The sequence below is a fragment of the Alteriqipengyuania flavescens genome, from assembly GCF_030406725.1.
GTDB lineage: Bacteria > Pseudomonadota > Alphaproteobacteria > Sphingomonadales > Sphingomonadaceae > Alteriqipengyuania_B > Alteriqipengyuania_B flavescens.
On record NZ_CP129107.1, the window covers coordinates 2,422,577 to 2,441,772 of the forward strand.

The window sequence follows — 19,196 nt, forward strand, 5'->3', positions numbered from 1 at the left end:
AAGACGGCCATGTCCACGACCTTCCAGATCGACACTTCGACATCGCGCGCCAACCCTACTCCGGCGCCGATGAAGCGCCTCACCGTGCCGCGCATCCGGCAGCGCAAGGTGGACGGGACGACGGCAGAACCGATCGTGATGCTGACCGCCTATACCGCGCGACAGGCGCAGTTGCTGGACGCGCATTGCGACCTCCTGCTGGTGGGCGATAGCTTGGGGCAGGTCATCTACGGCCTGCCTTCCACCGTGCCGGTCACGCTCGACATGATGGCCAACCATGCCGCGGCCGTAGTGCGCGGGTCGTATCATTCCGTTGTGGTGGTCGACATGCCGTTCGGCGCTTACGAGGCAAGCCCGCAGCAAGCCTTCGAAAGCGCCGCCCGTCTGCTGAAGGAGAGCGGCGCGGCGGCGGTGAAGCTGGAAGGCGGCGAGGCGATGGCGGAAACGGTCGCCTTCCTCACCCGGCGCGGCATCCCGGTAATGGGCCACGTCGGCCTGACCCCGCAGGCGGTCAACATGCTGGGCGGCTACATGGCGCGCGGGCGCAGCGATGCGGAAGCGGAAAAGATCGTCACAGATGCCAAGGCGCTCGACGAAGCGGGCGCATTCGCCATCGTGGTCGAAGGCGTGGTCGAGCCGATCGCAATCGAGGTGACGCAATCCGTCGCCTGCCCCACCATCGGCATCGGCGCGAGCGCGCAGTGCGACGGGCAGGTTCTGGTCACCGAAGACATGCTCGGCATGTTCGAACGGGTGCCGCGCTTCGTGAAGAAATACGGCAATATCGCCGAAACCATCGAGCAGACCGCCGCCCAATATGCCGAGGAAGTCCGCGCCCGCAGCTTCCCCGGCGAAGAGCAGACCTACCAGCCCAAGGCCTGAGCGACATTCATGAAGACGCTTTTGAAGTTCTACACCTTCTCGCTCGCCTTCACGGCGATCTGCTTCGTTCTGGCCGCTTGGTACGGCTGGTCGAGCACCGGCACGCTGGGCGGCATGTTGTCGATCCTGTGGATCGTCATCGTCCTGTCGATCCTGGAGGTTTCGCTCAGCTTCGACAACGCCGTGGTCAACGCCACCGTGCTGCGCGACATGGACCCGGTCTGGCAGCGCCGCTTCCTGACGTGGGGCATCCTGATCGCCGTGTTCGGCATGCGGATTGTCTTCCCGATCGCCATCGTCGCCATTGCCGCAAACCTGGGCCCGCTGGAGGCAGTGCAGCTGTCGCTGAACGATCCGGTGGAATACGAGCGGATTGTCCAGGGCGCGCACATCGGCATCGCGGGGTTCGGCGGTGCCTTCCTTGCCATGGTCGGCCTCACCTTCTTCTTCGATGGCGAAAAGGACGTGCACTGGATCCGGTCCATCGAGCGACGGATCGCCAAGATCTCCAGCATTCCGGCAGCCGAGATCGGCCTCGTCCTGATCCTGGTCTATGCGATCTCGACTTTCCTGCCGGATGCGGAGGCGCTCACCTTCCTCACCGCATCGATGCTCGGCCTCGCGACGTTTATCGGCGTCCATGCCTTGGGCGCGATTATCGAACAGTCGGAAGCGCGCAAGAAAGCGGCCGGCGAAATCGTGCGCTCGGGCGCGGGCGGGTTCCTCTATCTCGAAGTGCTGGATGCAAGCTTCAGCTTCGACGGCGTGATCGGCGCGTTCGCCCTGTCGAACAACATGATCGTCATCGCGCTCGGCCTGTCGGTCGGCGCTATGTTCGTGCGCTCAATGACCATCCACCTCGTGAAGCAAGGCACGCTGGCGCAGTATCGCTTCCTCGAACACGGCGCCTTCTGGGCGATTATCGTGCTTGGCGCGATCATGCTCGTCAGCCCCGTCATCCATATCGAGGAGACGATCACCGGCCTGATCGGAGCAGTGCTCATCGGCCTGTCGCTGTGGTGGTCGATCCGGCACAACCGCAAGGATGCGCGCGCCGACACAGGCACGGCAGAAGCCTAAAGCGCGAACAGCGGGCGCAGGGCCTCGTCGACCGATAGGTCGCCGGCCTTGGCGCGCAGGGCGCGAACCGTGTCGGCGTTCCCGCCAGCTTCCTCAAGCGCAGCCGCCAGCACCATCGCGGCAGGCAAGCTGCTGCGCTGCATCCGGTAGGCGGTTTGCGCGTTGCGCAAGGCAGCCTCCCCGTCCCCTGCGTAAAGCTGCGCCCAGGCGAGGCGGCAGAGGCCCAGCGGGTCGCGCCTCGCTTCGGGCCAGGTGGCCTTGAGCAAGGCCGCGGCGCCGCCTGCATCGCCTTCCCGCACCAGAAGCGTGCCGAGAAAGGTCGGGACATCGCGATCGAGCGGGTATTCGCGGATGTAGTCGGCCAGCACCGCCTTGGCAGCCATGGCGTTGCCGTTGTCGAGATGCGCCAGCGCAAGCTTGCGGACCAGTTGCGGCCCGCGCCGGATTGCGGCGGCAGCGGCGTAGGCCTCCACGGCCTCAGCCGCGTTTCCGCTCGCCAAGGCCGCGTCACCCAACGCAAGCCGCGCATCGAAATTGCCCGGATGGCGGCGACCGAGTTCGCGGGCGACCTCCAGCGCGCGCGCGGGTTGCCTTCCCGCCACCAGCGCGCGGATGTAGTTCGTGGATGTGTCGATCTGGCCCGGGCTTGCTGCACTGGCGGCGGCAAGCCTGCCGATCGCCGCGCCGCTCCCCCGCCGGACCGCCCCGCCCCAGTTCCACTGCGCCGCCGTGTCGAAGGCGGTGGCAGCGCCTGCCACGTCGCCTTGTTGCTCCGCGCTTCTCACGAGGCGCCATGCCAGGGCCGGGCTTGCCTGGCGAACCGCAACGTCGCCTTCGAAGCGCGCGGCCAGTTCTACCCCCTCACCGTCCACCAGCAACGCATCGGCCAGTTCCGCCGCTGCTACGTCCGGCGCGATTTCGAACAGGTCGAACAGGCGCTCCGTCGCAAGGCGTGACGCGCCGCCCCGGTTCTCGAGCAGCCCGCCGACCAGCAACGTCGCCGGCCGGTTCTCCAGCGCGTCACCCGCTCGCGACAGCAGCCGCCGGGCAAGCCCATGCTTCTGCGCGCGCGCCGCGACTACCGCCTGGATGAAGAACGCCTGTGGATTGCGCCGGTCGCGCGCAAGGATTTGCCGGGTGACCGTCACGGCATCCGTCGCGCGTCCCATGTCTGCCAGCGTCGCCGCGTATTCGCCCAGCGCGGTCGCGTCATCGGGCGCAAGCTCGACCGCGCGTTCGAACCATGGGAGGGAGGATCGCAGGCCTTGCCCATCGCGGACCAATTGCGCCTTGTAGAGCAGCGTGCCTGTGCCAGCATCGTCCAACCCGGCGGCATAGTCGATGGCGTCGAACGCGCCCGCATGGTTGCCCGCAGCGTAACGCAGCCGCGCAACGTCGGTCCAGATGTCGGCCTTGTTGCCGCCCGCCCTGAGCGCCAGTTCGAGCGCATTCGCGGCCGCTGGAATGTTACCTTCCGCCTGCTCGAGCCGGGCAAGGACACGCAGGCCCCTGACGCGGTAAGTGCCGGAAAGCCTGGCGGGAGACAGGAACTTTCGCGCCTCTTCCATGTCGCCCGTCATCAGCGCCGCTTCGCCGCGAAGGGCGGCGAGATCGGCGGCGGACGCGCCCGCCGACGCGGCATGTTCGAGCGCAATCTTCGCCGACACCGCATCTCCGCGCACCAGCGCAGCCTCGGCCTGCCGCAAGGCCTCGCCGCCCTGCGCGGCGAGGCCGGCAGGGGCGACGCACAAGAGTGCCGCGAAAAGGAGCGCCCGCGACCGCACCGCCTCAGCTTTGCAGGTCGTACTGCTTCAGCAGGTCATAGAGCGTCGGGCGGCTGATGCCGAGCAGGCGCGCCGTATTCGAGATATTGCCTTCACTGCGGGCGAGCGCATGGCGGATGACCTTTCGGTCGGCCTCCTCGCGCGCGGCCTTGATATTCAGCGGCAGCGCATCTTCCTCGTCCCCGGCCTCAAGATCGAGGTCCTCGGCATGGATGAGCTTGCCGTCCGCCATGATGACCGCACGCTTCAAGCGGTTTTCCAGCTCGCGGACATTCCCCGGCCACGGCCACGCGTCGATGGCGGCGAGCGCATCGCTGGCGAGACCTTTCACCTGCGGGTTCATCTCGGCCGCAAACCGCTTGAGGAAAGCCTTGGCGAGCAGCGTCGCATCGCCCGGGCGTTCGGCCAGCGTCGGAATCTTCACAACGATCTCGGCGAGGCGGTAGAACAGGTCTTCGCGGAAACGCCCGTCGGCGATCATTTCTTCGAGGTTCTGGTGCGTCGCGCACACGATGCGCGTATCGACGGAGATCGACTTGCGCCCGCCGATCCGCTCGATCGTGCGTTCCTGCAGGAAGCGCAGCAGTTTCACCTGAAGGGGCAGCGGAATGTCGCCCACCTCGTCGAGGAAGAGCGTGCCGCCATCGGCCAGTTCGATCTTGCCCTCGGTCGTCTTGACCGCGCCGGTGAACGCGCCCTTCTCGTGCCCGAAGAGCTCGGCCTCGAGCAGGTTTTCCGGGATTGCCGCGCAATTGATGGCGACGAATGCCCCGCCCTTGCGGTCGCTCGAATCGTGCACACCGCGCGCCAGCAATTCCTTGCCCGTCCCGCTCGCGCCCAGAAGCATGACCGATATCGAAGTGTTGGCCACGCGCTCGATGGTGCGGGCAACCTTCACCATTTCCGGCGCAGCGGTGATGAGCCCGCCAAGCACCGTTTCGCCCTCGTCGGACTTGCTGGCGAGCCGCGCGTTCTCGCTCTCAAGCTGGTGGAGGTTGAAAGCGCGCCGCACGATCAGGCCGAGCGCTTCGATATCGATCGGCTTTTGGTAGAAGTCATACGCCCCGCGCTGGATGGCATGGAGCGCGCTTTCCCGCGCGCCGTGGCCGCTGGCGACGATAACTTTCGTGTCGGGCTTGAGCGACAGGATCGCGTCAAGGATCGCGAAACCCTCCGTCGTGCCGTCGGGATCGGGAGGCAGGCCCAGGTCGAGCGTGACGACCGCAGGCTCTTCCGCCCGCAGCGCCGCAAGGGCGCTCGCCCGGTCGCCGGCGATCGTGACATCGAAATCCTCGTAAGCCCATTTCAGCTGGGCTTGCAGCCCCTCGTCGTCCTCGACGATCAGCAGGCGCGGTTTGTCCTCGGCCATCAGGCCACCTCCTTCTTGGATAGCGAGCCGGTTGCGGCAAGCGGCAGGCGCACGAAGAAGCGCGCGCCGAGATCGGGTTGGGATTCGACGGTCAGCTGCCCACCCATCGCGCGGACCAGTTCGCGCGCCTCGAAAGCACCGATGCCGAAGCCGTCGTTCTTTGACGAACGGAAGGGCTGGAACAGGTCGCGGCGGATAAAGTCCGCAGTCATCCCGCTGCCCTGGTCCACGATTTCAAGCTCGCCCTGCAAGCCCGACTGCGAGACCTTGATATAGACCGGCGCTTCCGCTTCCGAGGCATCGATGGCGTTCTGCACCAGGTGCGTTAGCGCCTGGTCGAGCGCTTCTGCCTGGGCCAGCACCTGAACCTCGCCGCCGGCGATGAAGGTGACCGGGTGCTGCGACTGGAACCGGCGCGCGATATCGCCCGCAACCCGGCCCAGCGAAACCGGCGCGAGCGGTGCCTCGCCGCCCTGGCCATAGCGCCCGAGCCTTGCAAGGAGGCCGTTCAGCTTGTCCGCGCTGTTGCGCAAGGTAACCAGCATGTCGGCGCGGAAATCCGGATTGTCGGCGTGCTTTTCCGCATTCCGCGCGAGCAGGCCGAGCTGGCTGGCGAGGTTCTTGATATCGTGCATCACGAAAGCGATGCGGCGATTGAACTCGTCGAACCGACTCGCTTCCAGCAGCGCCTTTTGCCCGCTCTGTTCGGCGAGATAGCTGGCGGACTGCTGGCCGACCACGCGCAGCAGGTCGAGGTCTTCCCAGTCGAGATTGCGTTCCCCGTCGGGCCGGGCCAGCACGACGAGGCCGATCAACCGGCCGTAGTGGATCAGGGGCACGATCGCCCAGGCGGGAGCCAGTTCGTCGAGCCAGGCCGGGACATGCGCATCCTCGCCGTGGCGGCTGCGGCCATCGCGCACTTCGTCAAGCTCGACGATGAACCCGCTGTCCTCGTAAAAGCGCGCGGCGGCGGTGTCGAACGCCTCGGCCGGCACGGCCACGCCCGGCCAGCGCCAGCTTGCCGCCAGCGACAGTGCCGCGTCCTCGCCCGGCATGACCAGCAGGCCGCGCGGACTGTCGGTGATGTCGGCGATGGCCTGCACCACGCGCTCTTCCAGGCTTGCCATCTCGTCGTCGCGGCCGATGGTGCGGGTGAAGCGCAGCCATTCTTCGCGGTAATCGTAGCGGTGCTGGAACAGGTGCTTGGTCGCCGTGACCTTGAGCCACTTGCGCATCCGTGAGGACGGCAGCCAGAGCAGCGCGACGAGCGCAGCGATGACTGTAAAGCCGACCTGCGTCAGCCGCGCGAGGTTGCCGTCGAAAGTGGCGATGCCGCGCGCGATCACGACCATCGAGACGAGATAGGCCCCGATCACCATCAGCGACAGCGTCTGGAAGGCAACTTTGCGCGATGGCTTGAAAGGCCGGTCGCTGCCTGCCTTGGTCGCGCCGATTGCCAGCGGGATGATCACGATCGACACGAACAGGCCGCGCAGCGCCGCCAGCTCAACCGGCGGCTCCGCCACGAGGTGGACGATGGTGTAGAAATTGAGGTCGTATGCCCAAAGCGCGGCAAGCGACACGGCCGGCCAGCGAAGGGCGCTGCGCGTGCTCGGCGCGGCACCGGCATAGAGATTGTGCAACAGCACCAGTCCGCCCACCGCCACCAGCAGGCGGAACAGCGAAGAGACCTGCTGCGTCAACGCCAGCACCTCAGGATAGGCGCTCCAGTTGCTGGCGACGACCAGCAGGACCGGCTGGAGGGTCTCGACCACGCACAGCACCACCAGGACCGGACGGACCAGCTGGGCGGTCTCGTCCCGCCCGTCGCTCGCGAACAGGGCTTGTACTACCCACAGCCATGCAAGGTTGCGTGCTGTCTCGCTCAATGCGGCGATGGCCGAGAACGGGCCGGTCGCCGCCACGAGGACGCACCACAAGGCGGTGATACCAAGGGCGAAGGACACTGCCTTGCGCGCCTTGCCCGGTGCCGCTGTCCCGCGTCCGTACCAAAAGGCGACCAGCGCGCAGGCAACCGCCGCCACGAGGTGTCCGTAAAAACCCACGAAAGGCCAGAAGAGCGCGGAAAGGCTCATCGCGCGCCCTCGCTCCACAGGACGACACGCAGGGTCTGCAACAGGATGAGGAGGTCCAGGAAAGGGGTGTAGTTCTTGGCGTAATAGAGGTCGTATTCCAGCTTGTGCCGGCTGTCCTCCAGATTGGCGCCATAGGGGTAGTTGATCTGCGCCCACCCGGTGATCCCGGGCTTCACCATGTGCCGCTCCGCATAATAGGGCAGCTGCTCTTCCAGTTCGGCAACGAAGTTCGGACGTTCCGGGCGCGGTCCGACGAAGCTCATCTCGCCCTTGAGCACGCTCCACGTCTGCGGCAGTTCGTCGATGCGGACCTTGCGGATGAACTTGCCGATCCGGGTCACGCGCGGGTCGGCGGCCTGCGCGAATTGCACGCCGTCCTTTTCCGCATCGGTGCGCATGGAGCGCAGCTTGATAATGTCGAAATGCTGCCCGAACAGGCCGACGCGCGGCTGGCGATAGAAGGCGGGGCCCCTGCTGTCGATTTTGACCAGCAGGGCAAACACGGCGATTAGCGGGAAAGTCAGGAGGAGCAGCAGGCTGGACGCCGCGATGTCGAACACGCGCTTGGCGGCGCTCGACAGGGCGCGGCCCGAACTGAAGCCGTCGGAGAAGATCAGCCAGCTCGGATTGACCGTGTCGAGATCGACGCGGCCCGTCTCCCGCTCCACGAAGGTCGAGAAGTCGTTCACATGGACGCCCGCGGTCTTTACGCGAAGGAGGTCTTTCAACGGCAATGCATTGCGGCGTTCTTCCAGTGCGAGCACTACCTCGCTGACGCCCAGATTCTGGACGAACTGGCTCAGGTCGTGGATCGCTTCGCGCGGGATCGCCTCGTCGACGATCTTTTCTCCGTCCGTCATCTTGAGGAAGCCCACGATGGCGAAGCCCGATTCCGGTTTGCGGCCAAGCTCGCGCAGTCGCTGTGCCCGCTTTCCCGCACCGAGCACCAGGACCCTCCGCCGGAACGCGTGGTTGCCGAGCAATGCGCCCATGACGAGCCGGTTGATGACCAGCGCCACGATCGCGAGGAACATGGCGTAAAGCAGCACGCTGCGCCACGGCGCGGTGCCGGGCATCACGAAATCTAGAAACGACAGCGCCAGGACGCCGAGGCTCACGGCCACCAGCAGACGCGCGCCAGCATAGCGCATCGACCGCAGCGCGTCGGCGCCGTAGACGCCCACCGCGATCATCGCGAGGTTCACGCATCCGACGAAGAGCGACATCACGCCGAAGCGCGATCCGATGGGCCCGCTATCGACGTCGATCTGTAGGGTGCGCAGCCGCCACGCGACCTCTCCCGCCGCGAGCAGCAGCGCAAGGTCGAGCAGCCACAGCAGCAGCACCGCATGCGGAATGTAGTGCTTGAATAGTCGGATCATCGCTCCGGCCGGCCCCACGCCGCGGGATTGCGGCAGGGCCCGGCTTAGGGCGAAGGCGTTTAATGTCGGTAAATTTTACACGATTTTGCCAGACGCGCGCAAATCACCGGATGCGGAGGTAAATGCCGCGTTTACTCGCCGTCCATCTGGTCGGCAGCATTGTCGATAGCTTCACCCGCAGAATTGGCGGCCTCGCCGACACTGTTGGCTGCATCCGTAACGGCCTCGTTGGCAGCCATTTCCGAATTGCTGGTCTGGTTGAAGATTAGGAAGGCGCCCACTGCGAGTATGGCGATGAGGATGATGAGGAAAATCATCCCGCCGCCCGAACGGCGCGGCGCATCGTCATGGACCACCGTGTGCGTGGTGTGGGTGTTGCCCGCATCGTCGCGGGTTTCGGTGATACGTTCTTCAGTCATTGTGTAACTCCCTGATGAGAAGGAAAACTCCCATCGGGATGATGCAGTTCCCGCCTAGACGCCGAAATGGAACGGCGTGAGGCCGCGCTCCCGTTCCGAGAATTGCAACGCGACGCCGCGCGGCGGCAGGGATCGCTGCCGGCAATCGGTGCGGTGGCATTGCACGCAGCCAAGGCCGATCGGCACGGCGGCGCCTTCATCCAGCGCCAGACCGCGGGCCGCAGCGAGGTTCTTGGCGAGCGAGGCTTCGATACCCAGCACGATCGCGAATTGTCCGGCGTCGGGCCGGGCGCCCGACACTGCGACAGTGCGCGCCATGGTGAACCACGTGCCCTGCCCCGCGCCGCTTCCTTCCAGCGTGACGAGGCCGGTAACGAGGGCGTGGCCCTGCTCGAAAGCCCGGTGTACCGTCCACAGCGGGCAACTGGCCGGCGCATCGAGCAACAGGGTCCCGCTCGCCCCGGCATAACGTTTGGAGAACTGGCCCGCCCGGTCGATGCGGGCCATGAAGAACGGCAGGCCGCGCCGTCCGACGCGCTGCAGGGTCGTCAACCGGTGGGCGAGCTGTTCGAAGCCGACGTTGAAGCGGCGCTCAAGGATGGGCAGGTCGTAGCCCGTCGCCTCGCACGCCCGCACGAAGCGGTCGTAAGGCATCAGCACCGCAGCGGCGAAATAAGCTTGCAGGTGACGCTCGAACAGTCGGCGCGCGGCCTCGTCGGTAAAGTCGCCGCCTGCCGCGAGCGAGCGGATGGTCTCGCGCTGTTCCAGCAGCCCGATTTGCAGGGCCAGCTGGAAATTCCGGCTTGCGGGCAGCAGCATTTCGGACAGTTGCAGCTGGCGGGCGTGGAGGTCGAGCCGGCGCAAGCGGTCGGGCATGACATCGCCCGGCAGGATGCGTACCGACATCTGGTGGCGCTGCCGCAATCGCTCGGCAAGGCCCTGTCCCAGATCCTGGCTCGACAGGCGGACCTCATCGGCCAGTTCCTCTGCCGCCTGGTCGAGATCGGCGAAGTGGTTGCGCCAGTGTTCGATTTCGCGCCGCGCGAGCTGTTCGCTGGTCGGCGCCCCATCGCCGGATGCCTGGCCGGCCGCGTCGAACAGCCGGGCGAATGCCACTGCCGATTGCGGCGCGGCGGCGAGCCATTCGACGATGTCCTCCCGGTCGATGGCAAGATCGGCGAAACGCGCGTCGGCGAGGCGGCGGCGCATGCCGTCGATACCGCCGACCGCTTCGTCCTGCGTCAAGGTGCGGGGGTCGAAATCGAATTCGTCGACGAGGCTGAGGACCGTTCGCGCGGTCAGCGGCCGCCGGTTGCGTTCGATCAGGTTGAGGTAGCTGGCCGAAATGGCAAGCCGCTCGGCCATGGCAGCCTGGGTCAGCCCTTCGCGCTTGCGCAAGCGGCGCAGGGCCGCGCCGGCAAGGATGGAGGTCTCGCTCATTCGTTTGTCAATATCCTTACAGTGTTACAAAGATATTGCCACGATTGACCCCATGCCGACAAGATAGTTTGTCACTTTCCCTGTCATTGCGGGCTCATGACCGCAATATTGGCTCCAACGGCAGCGGTCGCCCGCCGCCTCCCCTTTGGAGAACGACTATGACGTACCAGGCGAAAATCGACGAACTCGGCCAGACCATTGGCGCGAACGGCAGCCCGTGGAGTGCCATAGATGCTGAATCGGCAGCGCGGATGCGCCTGCAGAACCGTTTCGCCACCGGCCTCGACATCGCGAAATACACCGCGAAGATCATGCGCCGCGACATGGAAGCCTATGACGCCGATCCGGCGAACTACACCCAGTCGCTGGGCTGCTGGCACGGGTTCATCGGCCAGCAGAAGATGATCAGCATCAAGAAGCATTTCGGCACGACCAAGCAGCGCTACCTGTACCTGTCGGGCTGGATGGTCGCGGCCCTGCGCAGCGAATTCGGCCCCCTGCCCGACCAGTCGATGCACGAGAAGACCAGCGTCCCCGCACTGATCGAGGAACTCTACACCTTCCTCAAGCAGGCCGACGCCCGCGAACTGGGCGGACTGTTCCGCGACCTCGACACGGCGCGTGAACGCGGTAACGAGATGGAAGCCAAGCGCCTCGAGGCCGCTATCGAGAACCACGAAACGCACGTCGTCCCGATCATTGCCGACATCGATGCCGGTTTCGGCAATGCGGAAGCGACCTACCTGCTCGCCAAGAAGATGATCGAAGCGGGCGCCTGCGCGCTGCAGATCGAGAACCAGGTTTCGGACGAGAAGCAGTGCGGCCACCAGGACGGCAAGGTTACCGTGCCGCACGAGGACTTCCTGCAGAAGATCCGCGCCATCCGCTATGCCTTCCTGGAGCTCGGCGTCGACGACGGTATCATCGTCGCCCGAACCGATAGCCTGGGCGCCGGCCTGACCAAGCAGATCGCCTACACCAAGGAAGAAGGCGACCTCGGCGACCAGTACAACAGCTTCCTCGACTGCGAGGAAGTCGACCCTGCCGACATCCGCAATGGCGACGTCTTCCTGAGCCGCGAAGGCAAGCTGCTGCGGCCCAAGCGCCTGCCGAGCAACCTTTATCAGTTCCGCGCCGGAACGGGTGAGGACCGGTGCGTGCTCGACGGCATCACCTCGCTGCAGCATGGCGCCGACCTGCTCTGGATCGAGACCGAAAAGCCGCACATCGAACAGATCGCAGGCATGGTCGATCGCATTCGCGAGGTCGTGCCCAATGCCAAGCTGGTCTACAACAACTCGCCCAGCTTCAACTGGACGCTGAACTTTCGCCAGCAGGTTTACGATGCGTGGGCAGAAGCCGGCAAGGACGTGAGCGGCTACGATCGCGACCGCCTGATGAGCGTGGATTACGACGGTACGGACCTGGCAGCCGAAGCCGACGAGAAGATCCGCACTTTCCAGCGCGACGCGGCGAAGCGGGCTGGTATCTTCCACCACCTGATCACGCTGCCGACGTACCACACGGCTGCGCTGAGCACCGACAATCTGGCCAGGGAGTACTTCGGCGACCAGGCGATGCTGGGCTACGTCAAGAACGTCCAGCGCGAGGAAATCCGCCAGGGCATCGCCTGCGTGAAGCACCAGAACATGGCCGGCTCCGACATCGGGGACGATCACAAGGAAGCTTTCGCCGGCGAAGCGGCCCTCAAGGCCGGCGGCAAGGACAACACGATGAACCAATTCGAGGCTGCGTAAGCGCAGCCCATCGAGGAGAGACACGATGACCGACACAGAAACCAAGCCGACGAGCGAACCGGCCCGCGCACGGGCGCTGTTCTCCACCGCCGACTTCAAGCTGCTGCGCGCTGCGCTGGAAAGCCACGCCAAGGCGATCGAGGACCAGGCCACCCTCCGCAAGATTACCGACCTGCATCACCGGCTCGGCACCTACAATTAACCAACCATCTCCTGGGGAGGAGACGGCGGTCGTCGGGCAAAGCGCTCGGCGGCCGCCACATTTTCGTAACCATCCGCCGCGCCGGGATCGTTAACCCTTCCGCGCTATTCGCTCCCGCATCATGGTGCGCAAGAAGCAACCCAACAAGGGCAAGTTCCGGATCTACCAGCACTTCGCTGCGGCTACGGTTGCTATCACGCTCGTCATCGCGCTGATCGCGGATGGCGAGGAAGGGCGCGCCACTGCGGTGGAGACCTTGGCCAAAGAGCGCGCGGAGGCCCAGAAGTCCGGCGAAATTCGGGTGGTGAAGCGCGCCCCTATCTTCCAGTCCATGCCCACCAGCGACGATGGCTGGGGCAGCGCGGCCGGAGCATCGACCAGCAATCCCTACGGCAGCGGGGGCGTGTCGGCACGCGGTGGCGGGGGCGTCGATATCGACGATGCGACCCTGGCCAAGCTGGGTCTCACACGCGCGGAATGGAACGCGCTTTCCGATAGGCAGAAAATCCGCCTCCTCCAGCAGATCGGCCGCGATCCTGAACAGGAAGAAGCCGACCGCCAGAGAAATGCCGCGCAAATGGCCGAGGAATCCCGCCAGCGTTCCGGCGGCGCCGACTACGGCAGCGGCGGAGATGCGCCGGGCTAAGCGCTCCTAGCTGCCCTTGGGCATCAGCCGCAACGCGCCTGCCGCAAGCGCTTCCGCGCCGGTTGCAATCACCTTTTCCGCATCGGGCGCCCAGAAGGGACTGTGCAGCGATGGAAGGGCCGTCCCGTTCTCTTTCGCAGCAAGGAATTCCGCCATCGGCACGCCGCCGACCCAGAAGATCAGCGATTGGATGGAGTCGGGGTCGGAACGGCGAAAGCGGCCGAAATCCTCTCCGCCCATGACGGAGGGGACCTGCATCACACGATCCTCGCCGAAGCGCGTACGGAACGCGGCCATCGTGGCCTCGGTAAAATCGACGTCGTTATACGTGGACGGCGTGAACTCGTCCGCCATTTCGACCACCGGCATCAGCTCGTCCGGAATGCCGGCGGCAATGGCCTCTCCGCGGGCGATACGGGCGATGCCGTCGAGCAGCAGCTGGCGGGATTCGTCGGAATAGCTGCGCACAGTCAACTGCAGCTTCGCCTCGTCCGAGATTATGTTGTGCTTGGTCCCGGCATGGAAGCTGCCGACCGTTATCACGGCGGGATCGAGCGGCGAGGATTCGCGGCTGACCAGCGTCTGCAGCTTCATCACGATCGAGCTTGCAAGGACGACCGGATCCTTGGTCGTCTGCGGATAGGCTCCGTGCCCGCCGATCCCGCGCACCGTGATGTCGACGCTGTCGACGCTGGCCAGCGCAAAACCCGGGGCATAGCCGATCATACCGGCGGGAAACTGCGCCGCATCGTGCATCGCCAGCGCATAGTCGGGCTTGGGGAAGCGCTCGAACAGCCCGTCTTCGAGCATGGCCTTGGCACCCTCGCCGGTTTCCTCGGCCGGCTGCAGGATCATCACCAGCGTGCCGGACCAATCGTCTTTCCGTTCGGTGAGTAGCTGCGCCGCACCGATGAAGGCGGTCATGTGCGTGTCGTGGCCGCAGGCATGCATGATCCCGCTTTCGACGCCCGAACCCGGCGTACCCCGCCGGGTGGAGGCGAATGGCAAGCCGGTCTGTTCGGTCACCGGCAGCCCGTCCATGTCGGCGCGGATCATGACCACCGGTCCGTCGCCGTTGCGCATCACGGAAACCACCCCGGTGCGTCCGACGCCCTCTGTAACCTCGAAGCCCATGTCGCGCATCATGGCGGCCAGTTTGGCCGCGGTGCGCACCTCCTGAAAACTGAGTTCGGGATTGGCATGAAGGTCGCGATAAAGCTCCATCAGCGCCGGCATGTCTTCGGCCAGGTCCGTGCGCAAGTCGTTTGCAGAGGCGGGACCGTGTGCGAGGACCAGCGCTGCCGCGCCCAGTGCGAAAAGCGATTTCATGACAATTCCCCTCTCCGAGAAAACCGCGCCTACATCCCGTAACTCAGCGCCAGCAAGACCGACAGCGAGGTAACCATGATCAGAACCAGCGGCACCCCGGTGCGGATGTAGTCCGCGAAAACATACGACCCCTCGCCCATGATCAACATGTTCGTCTGGTAGGCGATGGGCGTGGCATAGCACAGGTTGCAACCGAACAGCACGGCCAGCACCAGCGGCTCTGCCGGCAGGTTGAGCTGGGCGGCAATGGCGAAGGCGATCGGCGTGCCAACCGTCGCCGCCGTCGCGTTGGATGCAAAGTTGGTGAGCATCGTCACGAACAGCATGATCGCCGCGATGATTCCGGCAGGTGGCAGGTACTGCAGCCCGGCCGAGAGGACTTCGCCCAGCCACCCGGCCGCACCACTGTCGAGGATGATCCGGCCGATGGCGATACTGGCGGCGACGAGCACGATGACCTGGCCGGACAAGGCACGGCCCACGCGGTCGAACTTCACGCAGCCGGTAAGGAACATCAGGATCGCGCCTGCCAGCGCGGAAATGGCGATCGGGAAGATGCCGACCGATGCCGTAAACACCGCCACACCCATGATCACGGCGGACAGCAACGCTTTCGACTTGCGCGGCATTTCCCGCGCGCCTTCGAGCATCAGCAGGCTGTCGGTCGAGGCGAAATTCTGCAGGTCTTCCGGCAGGCCCATCACCAGCAGTACGTCGCCTTCCGCGATGCGCTGGTCGCCGACTTCGCTGAATTCCTGCCGCGCGCCGATCAATCGTTCGGGCCGGTGGATGCCAAGGACCGCGACGCCGTAAAGGTCGGCGACGCCGGACGTCGGCAATGTGCGGCTGATGAGCCGCGAATCGGCGGTAACGGTCATTTCCACGGCGAGGATGTCCTTGCCGTTGGAAGCGGCATCGCGGCGGATGCGGTCGAGCACCCAGGCCGGCGCAAGCTCCCCCTGAAGGACGCGCATCGCATCCTCCAGCGCTTCGTGAGATCCGGAGATATGCAGCCGCTGTTGGGGTTGTAGCGGGCCGGTTACATCGTCGTGGAAACGGATGTCCTGTGGCAAGCGCGGCAGGATGTCCGCCACCGATTGGCCTGCGAAAGCGCTGTCCGCCCCGATCCTGAGGCGGGCATGGAAGCGCCGTTTTTCGGTTTCGTCGATCACGCGGTTGTCCGGCAGCTGTCGGGGCATCACCAGCCAGATGTAAGGCAGTGCAATCAGCGACGCGCCGAGCACGATGGGCGTGAAATGGAACACCCCCATCTCCCGCATACCGAGATCCACGGCAATCGAAACCACGAGGATATTGGTCGAGGTCCCGATGGTCGTCGCCAGCCCGCCGAGCAGCGATGCCGCGTTGAGCGGAATGAGCGTCTTGGAAGCCGGCATCGCCCCGCGCTGCGCCAGCGCCACGAATATGGGGATCAGGAGGACCAGGACCGGCGTGTTGTTGACGAACATCGACAGCACGAAGGTCGCCACCAGCGAAACCAGCAGGCCGACCTGCAGGTTCGCCTTGAACACTCTTTCCAGGAACCGCGCCGCTGGCTCCAGCGCACCGGTCACCACCAGTCCCCGCCCCATCACCATCAGGGCGCAGATCGTGATGAGCGCGTAGTGCCCGAAGCCGCCGAACGCGAGCGCCAGCCCGTCGGTCGGGCTCGTGCCCTCCAGCGGGAAGAAATAGAGGCCGACGGCGATGACCGCGATGGTCAGCAGCGAGACGATCTCGATCGACATCTTGCCGCGCACGAAGGCGACGAACATGGCGATCGTTACGGCCATCGCGGCCATCGCGTGGTAGGATGGGGCTTCGATCACAGGTAAAGCGCGCTCTGGCGCCGTGCGCCGCTGTCAATCAGCAGGTCCATGCCCCACGAATGCACCAGCGGAGCACCTTCGCACAAGAGGCAATCACGCGGAAAAGCGGCGAATTCCGGTCATTCCACCCCGATATAGCCGAACATCACCCCGCCGATCTTGCGCATCTGGATCTCCTCGCTGCCTTCCGTGATGCGATAGCGGCGATGGTGGCGGTAGATATGCTCGAACGGCTTGTGGCGCGAATAGCCAAGGCCGCCGTGCACCTGCATGGCGCGGTCGGCCGCGTCGCATACGAGTCGGTTGGCGCGGTAGTTGCACATGCTCACCTTGTCGGACAATCGCCGCGCTACCTCCGTTTTCGGCATCGTGTCCATGGCGGCGGCGGTGGCATGGATCAGCTGGCGCAGCATCGCGGCCTCGGTCTGCAATTCGACCAGCGGGAACTGGATTGCCTGGTTGGACGCGAGAGGCTTGCCGAAGGGCTTGCGCTCTTTCGCATATTTCACGCTCTCGTCGATACAATATTGCGCCGCGCCGAGCGAGCTTGCTGCCTGCCGGATGCGGTTCTCGTGCACGAAATGTTGCGCGGCGGCGAGGCCCCGATCGACGTCGCCCAGCACGGCATCGTCGGGGAGCCAGACGTCGGTGAGGGAGAGCCTCGGGTGGTCCGTGGGCATGTTGAAGGTCCACAAATATTCGCCGATTTCGACCCCCGGCGCATCGTATGGCACGATGAAGCAGCCGATGCCCTTGGCATCTCCCTCCTCACCCGAATGCCGTGCGAAGACCATGCAATGCGTCGCCGCATGACTGCCGGTGGTCCACATCTTGTTGCCGTTGATGAGCCAGCCCGGCCGGCCGTCACGCGCGGTTCGCACCGCGCGCGTGTCCATCCACGTGGCATCGCTGCCGTGGTCTTCCTCGGTCAGGCCGAAGGTCCAGAGCATCTCCCCGCGCAGCATGGCGGGAATGAATTCGGCTTTCTGTTCTTCGGTCCCGAAGTCGCGCACCATCAGCGGCTGGACCAGATTGCCGACGATGCTGCTTTCGTTTTGCAGGTCGTTGTGCAGGCCGAGCCCGCGCGCGGCGAGATGTTCGCGGATGCAGGCCATGGCCAAGTGGCTGCCGTTCCTGCCGCCGTATTCTTCCGGCAGGGCGAAGCGGTAATGACCGGCTGCATCGGCGCGGCGGCGCATTTCGCGGAGCAGGTCTTCCCATTCCTTGCGGGGCAGGCCCTGGTTGTCCCAAGCCGTCCGCGCGTGCTCGCGGCGGTGGTCGAAAAAGCGAATGTTGTCGTCCTGCTGCTCCAGCGGCCTGATTTCCGCCTCGATGAAGGCGTCGAGTTCGGCGAGGTAATCCATGATCGATTGCGGGATTTCGAACGGGTTCACGTCCATCTCTCCTTCGCCACCGCGAGGCCGGCATATTTCGGCTGGTCGATAGTCAGGCGCTCCATGGCGGTAAGCCGCAAGTGGTCCCACACGGCATCGTCACGCAGCAGCGTCCAGTCGGCGCGCAGTTGCGCAGGGAGCCGGTCCTTGCTCCGGACCATCGCCGCAAGCCGCGCATCGTGCGCGGTGCTGAAGGCCGGACCGAGCTCTGCCTGCCGCTGCGCCATGCCGAGGGCGTTGATCGCCATCAGCGCGTCGAACCGTGAATGGCCAGTGGCATCGCCCAAGCGAGCCTTTTCGCGCTCTCGCAAGGCGGCGAGCAGTTCGCCGTAGTGGCTTTCGCCGTCGTACTCCGCAGCTCCCGGTTCGGCCCACGAAAGGGGACGGCTCGCGCCCCGATGCGGTTCGAGCAATAACAGGAGGTCGATTTCCACTTCCGAGACGCGTCGCCCGATGATCGGTCGCTCAAGCATGCGCATGCTCCCGTCGCGCCAGCTTTGCCCCATGCGCAGGCAGCAGACGCCCCACCACAGGGTGTTGTAGAGCAGCCACCAGTCGAACCGCGCGCGCGAAACTGTTCGGCCACTCTCGCGCCAGTAGGCTTCCAGCAGTTCCTCGCGCGAGGCGAAGCCGCCGGCCTCTTTTTCCCAGTGTCCGAACCGCCAGCTTGGCGTGCAGAGATAAGCCAGGTCCTCGAGCGGATCGCCGATATGCGCGAGCTCCCAGTCGAGCACGGTCGCAATCCCGCGTTCGTCGACGACGAGGTTGCCCATCCGGAAATCTCCATGCAGCAGGACGGTTTCAGCCGGTTCCGGACAATGCTCGCGCAGCCACCCTGCCGCCGCATCGTAGACGGGGATTGCGCCGCCGTGCGCATCGTAATCGGCGACCAGAAGCTCGATCCGTTCGGACGGCGTGCGGGCGACGATTTCGCCGGGTAAACCCGCCAGGTCCATCGCATGGATGGCCGCAAGTTCGCGCGCGCAGTCGCCAGGCAACTCCTCGACCGCAGCCTTTAAACGTGACTGGCCGAGGATGGCGTGGGGCATAGTCTCGCCGGCGACGCGGTCCATCACGAAGCCCTGACCCAGTCCATCCGTAACCGAGAGCCGCGCGACCACCGCTGGCGCCTTCACGCCAGATCGCCGCGCAATTTCGATGAGCTCGGCCTGCGCCCCGAGCGACAGCGCCCCTTCGCCTTCGACATGGCCAGCACCTTCCGGCAGCTGCCGCAGGATATATTCCCGGCCGCCCCAGTCGAAAGCCCAGCTTGCCATGTTGGCCCCGCCGGATAGCCGCTCGCAGCGCGCGAGCTCGCCCTCGCCGAAATTGGCGCGGCAGAAATCGGTCAGCTGTGCCCGGAACTCGGCGTCGTCCATGCTCTCTCCCGTACGGGAAAGTGGCCGAGCGCGTTTAACCGGTCAATTAAAACCTGTGCGGACAGACGGGGCGCGACTGTGTGGTACCTCTGGCCGGACTCGAACCGGCACTTCCGAAGAAATTCGATTTTGAGTCGAACGCGTCTACCAATTCCGCCACAGAGGCCCATCAGGGGCCGAGCGAGGCCGACACAGTGCGCGCGGGTGA

General features: G+C 65.3%; 15 protein-coding genes and 1 tRNA gene. 5 read left to right on the top strand and 11 right to left on the bottom strand.

Going from position 1 to position 19,196, the window contains the following annotated elements:
• Positions 1 to 9: 9 nt before the first annotated feature.
• Together panB and QQW98_RS12405 are read left to right on the top strand one after the other, a co-directional pair.
• Positions 10 to 882, top strand: coding sequence for a 3-methyl-2-oxobutanoate hydroxymethyltransferase (gene panB, locus QQW98_RS12400; RefSeq protein ID WP_290135242.1), 873 nt, complete (start codon positions 10 to 12; stop codon positions 880 to 882).
• Between the two features lie 9 nt (positions 883 to 891).
• On the top strand, positions 892 to 1,962 hold the full coding sequence (locus QQW98_RS12405; protein WP_290135243.1) for a DUF475 domain-containing protein: 1,071 nt from the start codon (positions 892 to 894) through the stop codon (positions 1,960 to 1,962).
• On the opposite strand, the gene QQW98_RS12410 is transcribed toward QQW98_RS12405, so the two are convergent.
• The 6 genes from QQW98_RS12410 to QQW98_RS12435 form a co-directional block, all read right to left on the bottom strand.
• On the bottom strand, positions 1,959 to 3,713 hold the full coding sequence (locus tag QQW98_RS12410) for a tetratricopeptide repeat protein (protein WP_290137062.1): 1,755 nt from the start codon (positions 3,711 to 3,713) through the stop codon (positions 1,959 to 1,961). The genes QQW98_RS12405 and QQW98_RS12410 overlap by 4 nt on opposite strands.
• A 37-nt stretch (positions 3,714 to 3,750) precedes the next feature.
• A complete protein-coding gene (gene prsR / locus QQW98_RS12415) occupies positions 3,751 to 5,115 on the bottom strand; it encodes a PEP-CTERM-box response regulator transcription factor (protein WP_290135245.1) in 1,365 nt (454 codons plus the stop codon).
• Entirely contained in the window at positions 5,115 to 7,211 is a 2,097-nt protein-coding gene (prsK, locus tag QQW98_RS12420) for an XrtA/PEP-CTERM system histidine kinase PrsK (RefSeq protein ID WP_290135246.1), read from the bottom strand. The genes prsR and prsK overlap by 1 nt, the downstream gene beginning before the upstream one ends.
• Complete coding sequence (locus tag QQW98_RS12425) at positions 7,208 to 8,593, bottom strand: TIGR03013 family XrtA/PEP-CTERM system glycosyltransferase (RefSeq protein WP_290135247.1); 1,386 nt, start codon at positions 8,591 to 8,593, stop codon at positions 7,208 to 7,210. Before QQW98_RS12425 ends, prsK begins: the two co-directional genes overlap by 4 nt.
• Positions 8,594 to 8,724: 131 nt before the next feature.
• On the bottom strand, positions 8,725 to 9,012 hold the full coding sequence (locus tag QQW98_RS12430) for a hypothetical protein (RefSeq protein ID WP_290135248.1): 288 nt from the start codon (positions 9,010 to 9,012) through the stop codon (positions 8,725 to 8,727).
• A gap of 54 nt (positions 9,013 to 9,066) precedes the next feature.
• The gene (locus QQW98_RS12435; protein ID WP_290135249.1) at positions 9,067 to 10,452 is read right to left on the bottom strand and encodes a helix-turn-helix domain-containing protein; all 1,386 of its coding nucleotides are present in this window, start codon (positions 10,450 to 10,452) and stop codon (positions 9,067 to 9,069) included.
• Positions 10,453 to 10,610: 158 nt separating this feature from the next.
• On the opposite strand from QQW98_RS12435, the gene QQW98_RS12440 reads away from it, so the two are divergent.
• The 3 genes from QQW98_RS12440 (at position 10,611) to QQW98_RS12450 (ending at position 13,057) form a co-directional block, all read left to right on the top strand.
• On the top strand, positions 10,611 to 12,209 hold the full coding sequence (locus tag QQW98_RS12440; protein ID WP_290135250.1) for an isocitrate lyase: 1,599 nt from the start codon (positions 10,611 to 10,613) through the stop codon (positions 12,207 to 12,209).
• Between the two features lie 25 nt (positions 12,210 to 12,234).
• Entirely contained in the window at positions 12,235 to 12,411 is a 177-nt protein-coding gene (locus tag QQW98_RS12445; RefSeq protein ID WP_290135251.1) for a hypothetical protein, read from the top strand.
• Between the two features lie 121 nt (positions 12,412 to 12,532).
• Complete coding sequence (locus QQW98_RS12450) at positions 12,533 to 13,057, top strand: hypothetical protein (protein ID WP_290135252.1); 525 nt, start codon at positions 12,533 to 12,535, stop codon at positions 13,055 to 13,057.
• A gap of 6 nt (positions 13,058 to 13,063) precedes the next feature.
• Here QQW98_RS12450 and QQW98_RS12455 read toward each other — a convergent pair whose 3' ends face one another.
• The 5 genes from QQW98_RS12455 to QQW98_RS12475 all read right to left on the bottom strand — a co-directional run bounded on the left by QQW98_RS12455 (position 13,064) and on the right by QQW98_RS12475 (position 19,154).
• Positions 13,064 to 14,386: an amidohydrolase gene (locus tag QQW98_RS12455; RefSeq protein ID WP_290135253.1), complete on the bottom strand. Its 1,323-nt coding sequence runs from the start codon at positions 14,384 to 14,386 to the stop codon at positions 13,064 to 13,066.
• 29 nt (positions 14,387 to 14,415) lie between these two features.
• The gene (locus QQW98_RS12460; protein WP_290135254.1) at positions 14,416 to 16,215 is read right to left on the bottom strand and encodes an SLC13 family permease; all 1,800 of its coding nucleotides are present in this window, start codon (positions 16,213 to 16,215) and stop codon (positions 14,416 to 14,418) included.
• 119 nt (positions 16,216 to 16,334) lie between these two features.
• Entirely contained in the window at positions 16,335 to 17,579 is a 1,245-nt protein-coding gene (locus QQW98_RS12465; RefSeq protein ID WP_404800893.1) for an acyl-CoA dehydrogenase family protein, read from the bottom strand.
• Positions 17,580 to 17,605: 26 nt separating this feature from the next.
• On the bottom strand, positions 17,606 to 18,988 hold the full coding sequence (locus QQW98_RS12470) for a phosphotransferase family protein (RefSeq protein WP_290135256.1): 1,383 nt from the start codon (positions 18,986 to 18,988) through the stop codon (positions 17,606 to 17,608).
• 81 nt (positions 18,989 to 19,069) lie between these two features.
• Positions 19,070 to 19,154: transfer RNA gene (locus QQW98_RS12475), tRNA-Leu, on the bottom strand.
• Positions 19,155 to 19,196 lie beyond the last annotated feature (42 nt).

Excerpts from the sequence above, each read along its gene's own strand:
- QQW98_RS12440 (WP_290135250.1), top strand. The coding sequence starts at position 10,611 with ATGACGTACCAGGCGAAAATCGACGAACTCGGCCAGACCATTGGCGCG.
- QQW98_RS12470 (WP_290135256.1), bottom strand. The coding sequence starts at position 18,988 with ATGGACGACGCCGAGTTCCGGGCACAGCTGACCGATTTCTGCCGCGCC.
- QQW98_RS12465 (WP_404800893.1), bottom strand. The coding sequence starts at position 17,579 with ATGGATTACCTCGCCGAACTCGACGCCTTCATCGAGGCGGAAATCAGG.
- QQW98_RS12445 (WP_290135251.1), top strand. The coding sequence starts at position 12,235 with ATGACCGACACAGAAACCAAGCCGACGAGCGAACCGGCCCGCGCACGG.
- QQW98_RS12405 (WP_290135243.1), top strand. The coding sequence starts at position 892 with ATGAAGACGCTTTTGAAGTTCTACACCTTCTCGCTCGCCTTCACGGCG.
- prsK (WP_290135246.1), bottom strand. The coding sequence starts at position 7,211 with ATGAGCCTTTCCGCGCTCTTCTGGCCTTTCGTGGGTTTTTACGGACAC.
- QQW98_RS12425 (WP_290135247.1), bottom strand. The coding sequence starts at position 8,593 with ATGATCCGACTATTCAAGCACTACATTCCGCATGCGGTGCTGCTGCTG.
- panB (WP_290135242.1), top strand. The coding sequence starts at position 10 with ATGTCCACGACCTTCCAGATCGACACTTCGACATCGCGCGCCAACCCT.
- QQW98_RS12435 (WP_290135249.1), bottom strand. The coding sequence starts at position 10,452 with ATGAGCGAGACCTCCATCCTTGCCGGCGCGGCCCTGCGCCGCTTGCGC.
- QQW98_RS12430 (WP_290135248.1), bottom strand. The coding sequence starts at position 9,012 with ATGACTGAAGAACGTATCACCGAAACCCGCGACGATGCGGGCAACACC.
- prsR (WP_290135245.1), bottom strand. The coding sequence starts at position 5,115 with ATGGCCGAGGACAAACCGCGCCTGCTGATCGTCGAGGACGACGAGGGG.
- QQW98_RS12455 (WP_290135253.1), bottom strand. The coding sequence starts at position 14,386 with ATGAAATCGCTTTTCGCACTGGGCGCGGCAGCGCTGGTCCTCGCACAC.
- QQW98_RS12450 (WP_290135252.1), top strand. The coding sequence starts at position 12,533 with ATGGTGCGCAAGAAGCAACCCAACAAGGGCAAGTTCCGGATCTACCAG.